The sequence below is a fragment of the Acetobacter farinalis genome, from assembly GCF_011516935.1.
GTDB lineage: Bacteria > Pseudomonadota > Alphaproteobacteria > Acetobacterales > Acetobacteraceae > Acetobacter > Acetobacter farinalis.
The window spans coordinates 45,385-60,176 of the sequence record NZ_WOTF01000002.1 but is presented as its reverse complement, the minus strand read 5'-3'; the positions used below and the strand labels follow the sequence as shown (position 1 = coordinate 60,176).

Annotated in this window: 11 protein-coding genes; 7 read left to right on the top strand and 4 right to left on the bottom strand. The window is 58.3% G+C overall.

The window, feature by feature from the left end:
* Positions 1-7: 7 nt before the first annotated feature.
* Positions 8-1,429, bottom strand: coding sequence for a cytochrome c (locus GOB82_RS03740; RefSeq protein WP_166119876.1), 1,422 nt, complete (start codon positions 1,427-1,429; stop codon positions 8-10).
* Between the two features lie 56 nt (positions 1,430-1,485).
* A complete protein-coding gene (locus GOB82_RS03735; RefSeq protein ID WP_166119873.1) occupies positions 1,486-3,714 on the bottom strand; it encodes a PQQ-dependent dehydrogenase, methanol/ethanol family in 2,229 nt (742 codons plus the stop codon).
* 351 nt (positions 3,715-4,065) lie between these two features.
* Between GOB82_RS03735 and GOB82_RS03730 the strand changes: the two genes are divergently transcribed.
* From GOB82_RS03730 to cyoD, 6 genes are all read left to right on the top strand, one after another.
* Complete coding sequence (locus GOB82_RS03730) at positions 4,066-4,515, top strand: hypothetical protein (protein WP_166119871.1); 450 nt, start codon at positions 4,066-4,068, stop codon at positions 4,513-4,515.
* A 130-nt stretch (positions 4,516-4,645) separates the two neighbouring features.
* Positions 4,646-5,422 carry a Bax inhibitor-1/YccA family protein gene (locus GOB82_RS03725; RefSeq protein ID WP_166119868.1) on the top strand — a complete coding sequence of 259 codons (777 nt, stop codon included), beginning with the start codon at positions 4,646-4,648 and terminating at the stop codon, positions 5,420-5,422.
* 590 nt (positions 5,423-6,012) lie between these two features.
* Complete coding sequence (gene cyoA / locus GOB82_RS03720; protein WP_166119866.1) at positions 6,013-6,936, top strand: ubiquinol oxidase subunit II; 924 nt, start codon at positions 6,013-6,015, stop codon at positions 6,934-6,936.
* A gap of 5 nt (positions 6,937-6,941) precedes the next feature.
* Positions 6,942-8,933: a cytochrome o ubiquinol oxidase subunit I gene (gene cyoB / locus GOB82_RS03715; protein ID WP_166119863.1), complete on the top strand. Its 1,992-nt coding sequence runs from the start codon at positions 6,942-6,944 to the stop codon at positions 8,931-8,933.
* Positions 8,933-9,538 carry a cytochrome o ubiquinol oxidase subunit III gene (gene cyoC / locus GOB82_RS03710; protein ID WP_166119861.1) on the top strand — a complete coding sequence of 202 codons (606 nt, stop codon included), beginning with the start codon at positions 8,933-8,935 and terminating at the stop codon, positions 9,536-9,538. The genes cyoB and cyoC overlap by 1 nt, the downstream gene beginning before the upstream one ends.
* Entirely contained in the window at positions 9,538-9,870 is a 333-nt protein-coding gene (gene cyoD / locus GOB82_RS03705; protein ID WP_166119858.1) for a cytochrome o ubiquinol oxidase subunit IV, read from the top strand. Before cyoC ends, cyoD begins: the two co-directional genes overlap by 1 nt.
* Before the next feature lie 123 nt (positions 9,871-9,993).
* Here the strand turns inward: cyoD and fdxA are convergent, their stop codons facing one another.
* The gene (gene fdxA, locus GOB82_RS03700) at positions 9,994-10,326 is read right to left on the bottom strand and encodes a ferredoxin FdxA (RefSeq protein ID WP_166119855.1); all 333 of its coding nucleotides are present in this window, start codon (positions 10,324-10,326) and stop codon (positions 9,994-9,996) included.
* A 177-nt stretch (positions 10,327-10,503) separates the two neighbouring features.
* Positions 10,504-13,098 (bottom strand): helicase-related protein, encoded by a 2,595-nt coding sequence (locus GOB82_RS03695; RefSeq protein WP_242007178.1) that lies wholly within the window; start codon positions 13,096-13,098, stop codon positions 10,504-10,506.
* Here GOB82_RS03695 and GOB82_RS03690 point away from each other — a divergent pair.
* Positions 13,045-14,661 carry a leucyl aminopeptidase family protein gene (locus tag GOB82_RS03690; RefSeq protein WP_377792266.1) on the top strand — a complete coding sequence of 539 codons (1,617 nt, stop codon included), beginning with the start codon at positions 13,045-13,047 and terminating at the stop codon, positions 14,659-14,661. The genes GOB82_RS03695 and GOB82_RS03690 overlap by 54 nt on opposite strands.
* Positions 14,662-14,792: the final 131 nt, after the last annotated feature.

The following is a 14,792-nucleotide window of genomic DNA, read 5'->3' as shown; positions in this document are numbered from 1 at the left end:
GGCTCTATTACTGAGCTGCGTCTTCACCCGTGTGGGTCTGCGGAGAGAATGTCCAGCCCGCACCGTAAGGCTGCGGATGATAGACACCCCATGTTGCGGCATCAGCACTTCCAAAGCCCCAGGAGGCGGTGGAGATGGGAGCATGGTCAACGCGCAGCTTCTGGATATCGGCGGCTGTGACGTTTGCCGGAGCCTTGTTGCCCCAGGAGGTGCGGATGAAGTTTACAACATCAGCCATCTGCTGGTCGGACAGAACGCTCTTGTAACCCGGCATGGCGACAGCGGACGGAGCCCAGTTGGTGGGCGGCAGAACCGCACCGGCCACAATGATGTGGGCGATGGATGTCGGGTCTGCAGACACAACAACAGGGTTTCCTGCCAGCGGCGGGAACATACGGGCCACACCACCCCCATCGTTACGATGGCAGATCGCGCACTGTTCAACATACACGCTGGCACCCGGGGCGCCGGAGGTGTTGTTGGAATCCAGCGCCTGTGCTGTGGAGGCATCATACGTGTAGGCGCTCCGCCCCGGCGGAACCGGAACCGGGGGCAGGGCCTTCAGGTATTTCGCCATGGCATGCAGGTCAGCATCCGTGAAGTACTGGGTGCTCCAGCCCACCACGTCCGCCATGCCACCAAACACAGCGGCGTGGTCTGTACGGCCGGACTTCAGGAACTGGTAGACTTCTTCTTCAGGCCAGCTGCCGATACCCTCAACCGGGTCATTCCGCAGGCTGGGAGCTACCCAGTTATCAATCGGGGCGCCACCGGCAAGGAAGACAGGACCGCCAGAGGCATCCAGCGCCTTTTCCTGCATGCCAAAGCCGCGCGGCGTGTGGCATGCGCCGCAATGGCCCGGACCTGTCACCAGATATTCACCACGGGCAATTTCAGCATCCGTACCCGCAGCCGGGACAAATGCCTTGGGTGCCGGGGCAAACACGGAACGCCAGATGGCCAGCGGCCAGCGCATGGACAGCGGCCAGGAGATTCCGGGGGCCTTGTTGGGCTGTGCCACCGGCTTCACACCGTGCATGAAGTAGGCATAGAGCGCCTTCATGTCATCCTGTGTCATCCGGGCGAAAGAGGGATACGGCATGGCCGGATAGAGCGTGCTGCCATCCTTGCGTATGCCGTGGCGCAAGGCTTCATCAAATTCCTCGAACGTGTAGCTGCCAATCCCGTTGGTGGGGTCAGGCGTGATGTTCGTGGAATAGATGGTGCCGATGGGAGTCTGAATGGACAGACCCCCTGCATAGACCTGGCCGTGCAGCGCCGTATGACAGGCCACGCAGTCACCCAGACGGGCAACATACGCACCTTTCTTGACCAGTTCATCATCAGTGCTCTGGGCGTGGGCCAGAGTAGTTCCTGCCAGAAGCCCGACAGTGACCGCTCCAAGAGCGGTTTTCAGTCCTTTGATCATCGTTTTTACCACTGTATCGCTTGTGTGCCGAATGACGTCATGACTCTGCAGGACCATTACGGCGTAATGCCGAGGGTCGGGTTTTCGGGAATGCCCTTGTCATTCTTGCGAGCATCCACTTCACGCTGGTACGTTTCATTCGCGCGCTTGATGATGAACTGGCGGATGGCCTCAATTTCATCAGGCTTCAGGCTCGTGTCAAAACGATCCATGCCGTAGGCGGTCAGAGCACCGCGGCCGACAACATTGTAGAATGCATCCTGATGACGGATAGCGCCGGACCAGCGGAGGTCAGGCAGAACGCCCGCACCTTCTGCGTTATCGCCATGGCAGGCGGCGCAATAGGTCTGGAACTGGAAGTAGCCGTTGTCTGTCACCTTGGTGTCATACTGTGCCGGCGGCTTCACGGGCAGGAAGCCCTTGTCGTTCTGCGGGGGCAGAACAGCATTGCCATCAAGAGAGAAGGCCACAACGCGGGAGTGGTTGACTGTCCAGCCGGATGTACGGGCCAGACCACCCAGGAAGAACGGATAGATGCCGCCCCAGCCCACTTCCACGGCCACATACTGCTTGCCCTGCGCCTTATAGGTGATGGGCGGAGCAATAATACCGCTCTGTGCGTCAAAGTGGAACAGGTCTGCACCGTTCGTGGCGTCGTAGGCGTGGAATTCACCGTTGGCCAGACCCTGGAACAGCAGATCACCGCCGGTTGCCAGAATACCGCCGTTCCACGGACCTTTATGGTCAACAACCCATGCGGCTTTCTGCGTCTTGGGATCCCAGGCGATAATCCAGCCTTTCAGATCCTTCATGAATGCGGTGCGGGCTTCCGGGGTATCCGGCAGACCGGCCTTGTTCATGTCCAGACCGAGGTTCCAGGAATCCGGATGAGCCTTGAAGCCGCCAACCTGATTTTTGTAGAGGAACGGTACCTGCTGGCCGGGAATATAGACCAGACCCGTCTTGGGGCTGTAGGCCATGGCGGCAAAGTTATGGCCACCAAGGTCACCCGGAATGCCGTACCATTCTTTCCCGTTCAGGGTATACAGCGCTTCGGGGTTATAGATCGGACGGCCGGTCTTCTGGTCCAGACCCAAGGCCCAGTTCTGGTACACGTAGTTGGTGCCGGACAGGAATTCACCTGTTTTGGCGTCCAGAATGTAGAAGAAGCCGTTCTTCGGAGCATGCACGATAACGTGGCGCTTTTCACCGTTGATCGGCAGATCAAGCGTCATGATCTGCTGGACCGAGGTGTAATCCCACTGGTCCATCGGCGTTTCCTGGAAATGCCAGACATATTCGCCGGTTTCGGGCTTAACAGCCACGATGCTGCCCAGGAACAGGTTATCGCCAATCCCGTCGGAGCGGTATTTGTAGTTCCAGGGGGAGCCGTTGCCAACGCCCAGATAGACCAGATCGGCCTCCGGATCATAGACGATGGAGTCCCACACCGTGCCGCCGCCGCCCTGCTTGGTCCAGGCGCCGGTCGGGCTCCAGGTCTTGTAGGCTTTTGTCATCAGTGCGGAATCTGATGCTGCGTGGTCAGGCTGATTCTTGTTGTTGGGAACCGTGTAGAAGCGCCAGTCCAGCTTGCCCGTTTCCGCATCGTATGCGGAGACAAAGCCGCGGGCACCGAATTCTGAGCCACCGTTACCAATCAGCACGCGGCCTTTGGCAATGCGCACAGCGCCATCAACCGTGTAGGAGCGCTGCTGGCCGAGGGAGGCGTCCTTGGGAATGGTGTTCACGCTCCACACCAGCTTGCCGGTCTTGGCATCCAGTGCGATCAGGCGACCATCAAATGTTCCAAAAAAAACCTTGCCGTTCCAGTAGGCCGCGCCACGGTTCACCGTGTCACAGCAGCCTTTGTCGGCAATGTTACCGGGAGTGCGCGGGTCATAGGCCCACAGCAGCTTGCCGGTGGCTGCATCGAGCGCTTTCATTTTGGACCAGTTGGTGGTCGCGTACATGACACCGTCTACAACCAGAGGCGTGCCTTCCTGCCCGCGGTTGGTATCCAGATCATAGAACCAGGCCAGCTTCAGGTTGCCAACGTTGGACCGGTTGATGTCTTCCAGCGGGCTGTAGCGCTGTTCCGTATAGGTCCGGCCGTAAGTGAGCCAGTTTTCGGGGTGATCATCCGCATGGATAATCGCTTCCCCTGTGTTGCTTTGAGCGTCGGCGTAAGCCGGCACTGCACCATACGGCAATGATGCGGCGCAGATCGTTCCGGCCGCGAGAATTCCTAGCAGCGAACGTCTCTTGGCGGAGGCGGGGCGGGTCATGCGTTAGCGTCCTCGACTGATATTAAGGTGAGGAAAGAAGAAAAAAAAGCCGGCAGGCCGGTTTTCGACACTCAGCCAATATGGCCACTTTCTGTCAATCACGCCTGATGAATAGCTGTGTCCTGCCGTTTGATATTATCCAGCCGTTACAGAGGCGTAGAGCCTTCTTAATCTGCTTGTGGGCAGGGGGTCACAAATGGTTATATTCTATGTTGTAACAAGAACGAGTGAGGCTTAGAGAGCCGTGCTGAAGGGATAGTCTTCCTCTGGAACGATGAGAGGCATATCTGCGTTTTTCCAAGACCTGAAAAGGGTAATTTCAGAAACGCACCAAGAGGAAAATGTCTGTGGATGATGCATCTGAATCCACTGGTTGACATGCGGGGGGGAGACCTCTGTCACGTCCGCCAGAGGGATGATCAATGGTGTGGCGGGCTGGGGGTTTTGCACTCCGGCTCGCCGCATGGCGACCTCGATTTTCACGGAAAGGTGATCTGGTTCCGGCGCGCCAATCTTTATTCCGAGAGTGATTCGGTCTTTGCGCTGGAACACGTCAAATCCACCCGTGGTGAGTGGAACCGGCGCGCGGGAAGACAGGCTCAGCAAGGCGTGATCAATGTCCTCCAGCGTCGCCCGTTCCGTGATCTCGCCCAGGGTGCAGAAGGGCAGGAAGAGGAAAGGTTCCGGCCGCCAGCTTTTGTCAGGAAATCGGGACTGGAGCCCAAGCAGGGATGTCCGTATATCTGTGGGAAGTGTCGCGCCAATTATAAGGTACATCGTCGGACCTTTATCAACTCTTGAGGCTGGTCATGAACGTGCCTGCGCGCAGGCACGCCGGGCAGGGAGAGAAAAGCCGCCCACCCTTGACGCAGAGACAGGGCAGTCACAAGTATAAAGCAACGCTGGCAAGTCCAGACAAGGAGAGGAAAAAATGTCGTTCAGTCACGACTACCGTTCACAGACAGCAGCGACAGGCTGGAATGCCCAGGCAGGCGCTCTGGATGCAGGCCTGCGTGCCTACATGCTGCGTGTCTATAACTGGATGGCGTCTGGCCTGCTGCTGACAGGCATTGTGGCTTATGCCGTGGCCTTTACCGGCCTGCGGTCCCTGTTCTTCCAGCTTGCTCCCACAGCCGGTGGTCTGGCCTTGCGCCCCTCGTTGCTGGGCGGTCTGGCCATGATCGCGCCGCTGGGTTTTGTGCTGGTGATGTCTTTCGGCGTGAACCGTCTTTCCCGTCAGGCCGCGCAGGGGCTTTTCTGGGCGTTCTGCGCCACCATGGGAGCCAGTATGGCCAGCATCTTTCTGGTCTATACCGGGGTTTCCGTTGTCCGCGTGTTTCTGGTGACAGCTTGCACATTCGCGGCCACATCCCTGTGGGGTTACACGACCAAGGCAAATCTGCTGCGGTTCAGTTCTTTTCTGATGATGGGGCTTTTTGGTCTGGTCATTGCCGGGCTGGTGAACATCTTCCTGAAAAGCTCCGCCCTGTATTTTGTCTACAGCATTGTCGGGGTGCTCATCTTCACGGCCTTCAGCGCCTTTGATGCCCAGCGTATCCGCGTGACCTATCCGCAATATGCGGCTTATGAAGGCCCGGATGAAGCGGCCAAGCGCAGTGTGTATGATGCGCTGAGCCTGTACATGAACTTTATCAACCTCTTCCAGTTCCTGCTTCAGTTCATGGGTGTGCGGAATTCCAGCGACTGAGCATGGCAGCCGCCTGAACCGGACTCCTTTTTCAGGGGGAGTCTGAAGAGATGTGAAAAAACCCGACCTGCAAAGGTCGGGTTTTTTTGTGTGATCAGCTATGCAGTTACGGAAAGGTGCCCTGCTCGTTCAGAATGCGTTCAAAATAAGACTTATGCTGCGCACGATGAGGTGAGTAACGTCTCCGTGATTTGAGTAATACCCCTTTAACATCTTGATTTAAATACAGAACAATATCAGGACACTTTTGGTATGAAATAATCGGTAACAAATAGTGAATACCTGTAACCCTCGAAATTTCGGGGAAATAACACAGGAACCGAATGTTCTTCCGGGAACGGATCGACTGCAATGAAAGGCTGATGGAACTTTTCGGACATTGAGAATCTGAGCTTTAGGAATAAAGTAGGCCATAAGGCGCTTTCGCTGCCCGAGGAGCTTGTCGAGCTGTCGTGCCGGCTCAGGTTTTCCGCCTCTTTTCAGGAGGGGCAGAGCCTGAGGCGGGGTTTGCTGGCATTTGGGCAACCAAGGGAAGCCGGAGCGAAGAGTCTTTGTGAGGCTAAGTAGATGTCAGAACCAAGAGGCGTGCGATGAAAAACAAGTTACTGGCGAGAATGGCGCGATTGGGCGGCCTATCGTCAGCGTTGCTGCTTGCCGGGTGTGAGATGGATGTCTTGGATCCGAAGGGCCCGGTTGGCGATGGGGTGAAATCACTGATTGCCACCTCTACAATCGCAATGCTGATTGTGGTCGTTCCGACCATTATTCTGTCTCTGGTTTTTGCCTGGCATTACCGCCAGTCAAATACCAGCGCGGAATATCTTCCGAAGTGGTCACATTCCAACAAGATCGAAGTGATCATCTGGGGTGTACCTGCCCTGATCATTCTCTTTCTTGCCGTGATCACCTACCAGACGAGTCATTCTCTTGACCCGTACAAACCGCTGGAAGCTGAAGCAACCACCAAGCCGCTTCATGTCGAGGTTGTGGCTCTGGACTGGAAATGGCTGTTTATCTACCCGGAACAGGGTATTGCGACTGTCAACCAGCTGGCTATTCCGGTTAACACCCCCATTGATTTCGTAATCACCTCTGATTCCGTGATGAACTCTTTCTTCATCCCGCGTCTTGGTTCCATGATTTACGCAATGGCCGGTATGCAGACCCAGCTTCACCTGATGGCCAGCGAGCCGGGTGACTATCTGGGTGAATCCGCCAACTACAGTGGCCGTGGCTTTTCAGACATGAAATTCCGCACGCTGGCTGTCAGTGGTGATGAATTCAACGCATGGGTTGATAAAGTGAAATCTTCCTCCGAGCAGCTGGATGGCCAGACCTATCCGAAGCTTGCTGCCCCGAGTGAAGCAAATCCTGTCGAATATTTCGCGCATGTTGAACCCGGATTGTTCAACACGATCGTGGCCAAATACAACAACGGCATGGTCATGGACACAAGCACTGGCAAGATGATTCAGGTGCAGTCCGCGATGTCCGACATGAATATGAAGGAATAGGATCTATGCTAGGGAGACTATCGTTCTCGGCTATCCCGCTGGATGTGCCGATCCTGGTAGGCACGTTCTTGGGCGTTGCCATTGTCGGTCTCGCGGTACTGGGGCTGATTACCTATCTGGGCAAGTGGGGCTATCTCTGGAGAGAGTGGCTGACGTCTGTTGACCACAAACGTCTGGCTGTCATGTATATCGTGCTGGCGCTGGTTGCCCTGTTCCGCGGCTTTGCGGACGCCATCATGATGCGTACCCAGCTTGCCCTGGCCTATGCTGGTAACCCCGGCTATCTGCCACCGCATCACTATGATCAGATCTTCTCCGCTCACGGAACGATCATGATCTTCTTCCTGGCCATGGCGTTCATGACCGGGCTGTTCAACTTCGTTGTGCCGCTTCAGATCGGCGCGCGTGACGTTGCCTTCCCGTTCCTGAACAACCTCAGCTTCTGGATGACTGCGATTTCATTCGTCCTGGTGAATGTCTCCCTGTTCATCGGCGAATTCTCACAGTGCGGCTGGCTTGCCTATCCGCCGCTGTCTGAATCTCAGTTCAGCCCCGGCGTTGGTGTGGATTACTATATCTGGGCCGTGCAGCTTTCGGGTGTCGGCACGCTGCTGACCGGTGTGAACTTCTTCGTGACGATCGTGAAGATGCGCGCCCCCGGCATGACCTGGATGCGTATGCCCGTCTTCACCTGGACGGCGTTCTGCTCTTCCATTCTGATCATGGTCTCCTTCCCGGTGCTGACCGTAGCCCTCGCGCTGCTTGGTCTGGACCGCTACTTCGGCATGCACTTCTTCACCAATGATGGTGGCGGCAACCAGATGCTGTATCTCAGCCTGATCTGGGCCTGGGGTCATCCTGAAGTTTATATTCTTGTTATTCCCGCCTTTGGTGTGTTCTCTGAAGTTGTTCCTGCATTCTCCGGCAAGCCGCTGTTCGGTTATGCCACCATGGTTTATGCAACCTGCTCCATCATGATTCTGTCCTTCCTCGTGTGGGTTCACCACTTCTTCACGATGGGTGCTGGTCCGGACGTGAACGCGTTCTTCGGCATTGCAACCATGGTCATCTCGATCCCGACTGGCGTGAAGCTCTTTAACTGGCTCTTCACCATGTATAAGGGCCGGATCCAGTTTCATGCCTGCATGTACTGGGCCGTTGGCTTCATGGTGACCTTCACCATCGGTGGTATGACCGGTGTGATGCTGGCCATCCCGGGTGCCGACTTCGTTCTGCATAACTCCCTGTTCCTGATTGCCCACTTCCATAACGTGATTATCGGCGGTGTGTATTTCGGTTACATCTGCGGCATGAACTTCTGGTTCCCGAAGGTTACGGGCTTCAAGCTGAACGAGGCCTGGGGCATCCGTGCGTTCTGGTTCTGGTTTGTTGGTTTCTACTTTGCGTTCATTCCGCTGTATGTTCTGGGCTTCGAGGGCATGACCCGTCGTATGAACCACTACGACAATCCGGAATGGCACATCTGGATGCTGATTGCTGAAGTGGGCGCCGTTCTGGTCCTGCTCGGTATCGTCTGCCAGCTGACACAGCTTTTTGTCTCTATCCGTGACCGTAACCTGCCGGCCAACCGTGATCTCACGGGTGACCCGTGGAATGGCCGCGCTCTGGAATGGTCCACGTCTTCTCCGCCGCCGCCGTACAACTTTGCTATTGTCCCGCACGTTCATGGACTTGATGCGTTCATGCACGACAAGGAAAATGGCATTGATACACGTCATGCCGGTGGTCCGTATGCTCCGATCCATATGCCGAAAAACACGGCTGCCGGGTTCTTCGTCGGTGCGTTCAGCTTCATCTTCGGCTTTGCTGCTATTTGGTATATCTGGTGGCTGGCAGCCATCGGCCTGATCGGTGTGATCGGGACGGTTATTGCCCGTAGCGCCAACAAGGATATCGATTACTACATCCCTGCTGAAGAAGTTGCCCGGATCGAGAACGAGCATTCCCGTAAACTCATGGCACAGGCAGCTGAGTAATGGCGCACGACACAACTGTTCAGACCGCAGGCCACGACGAACACCATCATGAGTCCCCGGTGGTGTTCGGGTTCTGGGTCTACCTGATGACCGACTGCATCATCTTCGGCACGCTTTTTGCCGTGTTTGCAGTTCTCCGTAACCAGTTCAATGGCGGCCCGAGCGGTCATGAACTGTTTGAATTCAGTGGACTTGGGCTGGAAACAGCCCTTCTGCTGGTCTCCTCCATTACCTATGGGTTTGGCATGATTGCCGCCCATAAGAACGAGATCAGCAAAGTCATCATGTGGCTGGGTGTAACCTTCCTTCTCGGTCTGGGCTTTGTTGGCCTGGAAGTGAATGAATTTGCGCACATGATTCATGAAGGTGCTGGTCCGGACCGCAGTGCGTTCCTGTCCGCCTTCTTCACGCTGGTGTCGACCCATGGTCTGCACGTGACGTGTGGTCTGATCTGGATTGTGACCCTGATGGTTCAGCTGATGGGCACGACCGAGATCCCGGAACGTATGATGAATAAGCTCACTTGCCTGAGCCTGTTCTGGCACTTCCTGGATATCGTCTGGATCTGCGTCTTCACCTATGTCTATCTGGCGAGCATGATCTGATGAGCGATCTTCACACATCCCCTTCGGGTGAGAGCCACGGTAGTGTATCTTCATACATTATCGGGTTTGTTCTTGCTGTTATCCTGACGGCAGCGGCTTTTGGCGTCGTTATGAGCCATAGCCTCTCTCCTTCAGGTACGCTGACAGCCATTGCGGTTCTTGCCTTCGTTCAGGTGCTGGTGCACCTGCATTACTTCCTCCACATGGGCGGCGGGTCCGAACAGCGTTGGAACAACATGTGCTTCTTCTTCACTGTTGGTTTCGTCGTGATTCTGGTTATCGGCACGCTGTTCGTCATGAACAACACCGCCCTGCACATGATGTCCCGCTAAAAAGGGACAGCCCTGCCGGTTTCACACTGGCAGGGTCTTGTGTTTGGCACGAAAAAAGCCCCGGAAAATTTTCCGGGGCTTTTTTTATGCGCTGATTGTCCAAGCACCACGAAGGTGGGGGCTTCAGCCCTTGTGCGGCTCCGGAGAGAGCAGGCCGGCTTTGTCGGGTTTGTCTTTCCACTCTTCCGCATCAGCCGGGGGTGTGCCCTTGCGGGTGATGTTCGGCCATTTGGTGGAATAGGTTGCGTTGAGTTCTGCCCAGGCTGTTGCGCGGTCATCGCTGTCCGGGAAAATCGCTTCTGCGGGGCATTCAGGTTCGCACACGCCACAGTCAATGCATTCATCCGGGTTGATGACCAGGAAGTTTTCGCCGGCGTAGAAGCAGTCAACAGGGCAGACTTCCACACAGTCCATGAATTTGCAGCGGATGCAGTTTTCAGTGACCACGTAGGTCATTGCCATCTCCGAAGATTTTTGGGGGATCGGAGGGCTTCCGGTCCCGGGACAAATGGCATGGTCAGTCCCGGCCACGCCATCAAGGATGGCGAAGATATGAGGGGCTTTTTGTTTCGTGGCAACCCGCTTCTGTCACGGATGACTTTTTCTTCCTGTTCTTCCTGAGCAGCGCGGCCTCTAGCGGCGTTTCTGCAACACGGCCAGAGCTGCAAACGGGCCTGCCGGAACCTGTAATTTTCTGGTTTCCGTCTTCCGGGTGTGTTTGCGGCCCTGCTGGCCCGGTGCAGGGGTGCGTGCAGGCAGAAGCATGGCTGGAGCAGGGGGGCCGTACTGTTTCTTGCACGGGATGGCGGCTTTCTGCACGCGCAGCCCCAGTGCGGGCAGGACCGTGAGAAGCTCTGCCGCAGGCACGCCCAGGCGGGATGCCACGCTGGCTTCAAGCGGGCAGCCTCCCGTGCGGGCGGCGCGTTCGGACAGGGTTTGGTAAATCTCCTGCGCACTATCAAGCCGGATCAGAAAATTCCCGACCGTCTGCCAGCCTGTTTGCAGCAGCATATGGCGGTCCTGTACGGAAAGAGACGTGCCGGGGGGAATGCGGCTGGAGACAGCGCCCGGTTTGGGGAGCGGTGGCATGGGCCTGCCGGTGTGGAGATGAATCAGCAGGGCCCGGAGCTGCATGGGGCGCGGGCGCAGGAGCTGGGGGCAGAACAGGAGCCCTCCCCCTATGCGCAGCCCCAGCTTGTGCAGAAAATGGCTGTCCTTTCTGGTGATCTGGCTTTCGGGAGGCAGGGGCATCACGCCGCCCTGTTCCGCCAGACCATGCACTATGCCGCGCAGGGTGGGCTTATCCGCCACAGCACTGGCGGCCCGGAAAAGAGGGCTGAGGGTTTTTTGCAGGGTGGCCGCCACAAAGGCGTTCAGCCGCATGCGGATGCGTTCGCGGTGCGTGGGTTCCAGAAACTCGGCACTTGTCGCATGCACGGCGGGGCGCAGCAGCTCCTCGCCTTTCTGGAGGTGTCCTATGGCGTTTTCATCCCAGAGCAGCGTGCCGGTTTCCGCGTCCAGTGTCAGGCTTTCGTCCGGTGACTGGAGGAACTGTGTCACGCGCCGGGGGATTTCACTGCGTGCCGCCCGACGCGCCGCCCGCATCAGCAAAGGTTGGTCAGACCGGGCGGCTTCCGGGTCGGGAATGAAGGTAAAGCCCTGCATATGGCCCACCGTGTGGCCTTCCACGCTAACGTCTCCGCTGCGGGTAATGGCGGAAAGCAGAGGGCTGCCGTCTGCTTCCTCCAGCCTGCGCGCCAGGCTGGTAGCGCGTTTGTCCACAAAGCGGGCAGCCAGCCCTTCGTGCAGCAGGTCGGACAGGGTGTCTTCAAGCGTCCGGGTCCGGCTGCGCCAGAGCTGCGGGTCTTCCACCCAGTCGGACCGGGTGGCGACATACGCCCAGATGCGGATTCCCATCAGCCGCTGCATCAGGGTCTCAATATCGCCCTCTGTGCGTTCCAGATTGGCCAGGCGGGGTTCCAGCCAGCTTGAAGGCAGGCGGCCCTCCCGCACCAGCACGGTAAAAATCTGGGCGCATTGGCGGATATGGCTGTCTTCCCCCAGCTTGCGGAAATCCGGGATCTGGCAGACCTCCCACAGCAGGCGGGTGCGCCCCGGTTCCCGCGTGAGGCTCTGGATGGCCGGGTCCCGCATCAGGGCGCTGAGCACAATGAGGTCTGATGCCGGTTCCGCGGCCCGCAGGCCGGGGTAGGGCGGCTTCTGGCACAGGCTGGCGTACAGGGTGCGGGGAGAGGTGTAATCCAGCGCGCTGTTGCGCCAGAAAAGGTGGCGCAGCGTGTCAAACTGATGGTTTTCCACCGCTTCGGCCACGTGGTCTGGCAGTGGCGGGCAGTCTCCTGTGGTGCCGAATGTGCCGTCCTGCGCGCCACGCCCTGCGCGCCCGGCAATCTGGGCAATTTCAGCCGCACTCAGCATCCGGCGGTGGGAGCCATCAAACTTGGAAAGCCCGGCAAAGGCCACATGCTGGATATCCATGTTCAGCCCCATGCCGATGGCATCTGTGGCCACAAGATAGTCCACTTCCCGTTTCTGGTAGAGTTCCACCTGTGCGTTACGGGTGCGGGGGGAGAGCTGACCCATGACGACCGCACAGCCGCCGCGCCTGCGCCGGATGGCTTCGGCAATGGCGTACACATCCCCGGCGGAAAAGGCGACAATGGCGGAACGCGGCGGCAGGCGGGAGAGGCGCGTGACGCCGGTATAACTCAGGTTGGAGAGGCGGGGGCGCGCCTCGATTTCAATACCCGGAATCAGGCTGCGCAGCAGCGGCGCGATGGTGTCCGCCCCCAGAAACAGGGTTTCCGCCTGACCGCGGGCGTTCAGAAGCCGGTCCGTAAACACATGGCCGCGTTCCGGGTCCGCGCAGAGCTGGATTTCATCCACTGCGATGAACTCCACCGCGCGGTCCATGGGCATGGCTTCCACCGTGCAGGAAAACCAGCGTGCGCCAGAGGGAATGATTTTTTCTTCCCCCGTAATCAGGCCCACGGCGCGCACGCCCTTCAGTCGCACCATCCGTTCATAGTTTTCCCGCGCCAGCAGGCGGAGTGGAAACCCCATGATGCCGGACGTGTGGGCCAGCATGCGCTCAAGCGCGAGATGGGTCTTGCCGGTGTTGGTGGGGCCCAGTACAGCGCGAACGGGAGCGTCGGCATGGCTGGCGGGAGGCCGCAGGGAGCTGGCCTGTCGGCTTGGGGTATCCATCATGATGCCATGGTCCGCTGGTATGCGTTCAAAAGCAACCCGTTCCCTTCTGCGGAGCATTGCGCCAGAACGGCGCGCGGCGCAGGTTTGCTCAAGGAGAAAGTGCCCATGTCCGTTCGTGAATCAGACTGTTTCCCAGACTGTCTTAGTGTGTCCCGCAGTGCCCGCAAAGCCGGGAAAAAAGCCATTCGCACCGTGCATGGCGTACGGGGGGCCGCGCCGCAGGCCCTTGCCACCCTGCTGGGGGCGGAAGCGGCCGCTTTTGCCCTGTCCTGTGGCTTTACAGGCAAGCCGGGCCAGCTTGTGCTGGTGCCTGATGCCGGAGGCGCGCCAGTGGGGCTGTTCGGCCTGCCTGAGAAGGGGCTGCGTGACCCGTATCTGTTTGGAACACTGGCCCAGGACCTGCCTGCGGGGGACTGGCGGGTTGAGACGCCAGCCGATTGCGCGCGGGAGGATGTCATTCTGGGCTTCTGTCTGGGGGCGTATCAGTTTTCCCTGAAATCAACCGAAACCGCCGGAAAGGCTGACAAGCCACGGCTGGTGGTGACAGAGGCGGAGCAGGCCGGGCTGGCGGTGGAGACAGCACGGTCTGTCTGTCTGGCGCGGGATCTCATCAACACGCCGGCCAATCTGCTGGGGCCGTCTGATCTGGCCCGTGCGGCACGGGCCGCGCTGGCACCTTTTGGCGCGGAGGTCGAGATCATCAAGGGGGCGGAGCTGGAGAAGGCGTATCCGCTGCTGGCCCATGTGGGCAATGGCTCCGAGCGCGGGCCACGCGTGGCCATTGCCCGCTGGCAGGGGAGCCGGGCGGGAGAGAAGGCCCCCTTGATTTCTCTGGTGGGGAAAGGGGTGTGCTTTGATTCCGGGGGGTATGACCTCAAACCCTCCTCCGGCATGTTGCGTATGAAAAAGGATATGGGTGGCGCGGCCAGCGTGCTGGCTCTGGCCCGGCTGATCATGACGCAGGATCTGCCGGTGCGCCTGGAAGTGCGGCTGGGCTGTGTTGAAAACAGTGTGTCCGGTCATGCCATGCGCCCGCTGGATGTGGTGAAGAGCCGTGCGGGCCTGACGGTGGAAATCGGGAACACGGACGCCGAGGGGCGGCTGGTGCTGTGTGACCTGCTGAGTGAGGCGGGGGAGCACGCGCCGGACCTGCTGCTCGATATTGCCACCCTGACCGGCGCCGCCCGTGTGGCGCTCGGGCCGGACCTGCCCGCCCTGATGAGTAATGATGATACTGTCGCGCAGGCTATTCTGGATGCAGGCCACCGGCAGGCAGACCCGCTTTGGCGGTTGCCCCTCTGGCAGGGCTATGCCGGATGGCTGCGCAGTCCTGTGGCGGATCTGAACAATATTTCCTCTAAACCCATGGCCGGGGCAATAACTGCCGGACTGTTTCTTGAGCGTTTTGTAAATGCAGGCCAGCGGTGGGCGCATATCGACAGCTATGCGTGGAATGATAGCAGCCGCCCCGGACGGCCTGAAGGCGGGGATTCTCCTGGGGTTCGGGCACTTTTTGATGCGTTGTGTCGAATTTTTGAGACAAAAACTGACGCGATGTCGTAAAGAAATGTCACATTCCTGGAACTATTTTCGTAGTACAGGATTTAAATATGTACACCGGCTCCTATATAAGCGTCACCAAGTATGCCGGAAGTAAAAATTAAAGGGACCGAATGCAGGCCGCGAGGCTGGCA

What these genes read in the sequence shown, in the direction of transcription:
- GOB82_RS03735 (WP_166119873.1), bottom strand. Translation starts at nt 3,714, where the DNA reads ATGACCCGCCCCGCCTCCGCCAAGAGACGTTCGCTGCTAGGAATTCTC.
- GOB82_RS03695 (WP_242007178.1), bottom strand. Translation starts at nt 13,098, where the DNA reads ATGATGGATACCCCAAGCCGACAGGCCAGCTCCCTGCGGCCTCCCGCC.
- GOB82_RS03730 (WP_166119871.1), top strand. Translation starts at nt 4,066, where the DNA reads ATGATGCATCTGAATCCACTGGTTGACATGCGGGGGGGAGACCTCTGT.
- cyoC (WP_166119861.1), top strand. Translation starts at nt 8,933, where the DNA reads ATGGCGCACGACACAACTGTTCAGACCGCAGGCCACGACGAACACCAT.
- cyoD (WP_166119858.1), top strand. Translation starts at nt 9,538, where the DNA reads ATGAGCGATCTTCACACATCCCCTTCGGGTGAGAGCCACGGTAGTGTA.
- cyoA (WP_166119866.1), top strand. Translation starts at nt 6,013, where the DNA reads ATGAAAAACAAGTTACTGGCGAGAATGGCGCGATTGGGCGGCCTATCG.
- fdxA (WP_166119855.1), bottom strand. Translation starts at nt 10,326, where the DNA reads ATGACCTACGTGGTCACTGAAAACTGCATCCGCTGCAAATTCATGGAC.
- GOB82_RS03690 (WP_377792266.1), top strand. Translation starts at nt 13,045, where the DNA reads ATGGCTGGCGGGAGGCCGCAGGGAGCTGGCCTGTCGGCTTGGGGTATC.
- GOB82_RS03740 (WP_166119876.1), bottom strand. Translation starts at nt 1,429, where the DNA reads ATGATCAAAGGACTGAAAACCGCTCTTGGAGCGGTCACTGTCGGGCTT.
- GOB82_RS03725 (WP_166119868.1), top strand. Translation starts at nt 4,646, where the DNA reads ATGTCGTTCAGTCACGACTACCGTTCACAGACAGCAGCGACAGGCTGG.
- cyoB (WP_166119863.1), top strand. Translation starts at nt 6,942, where the DNA reads ATGCTAGGGAGACTATCGTTCTCGGCTATCCCGCTGGATGTGCCGATC.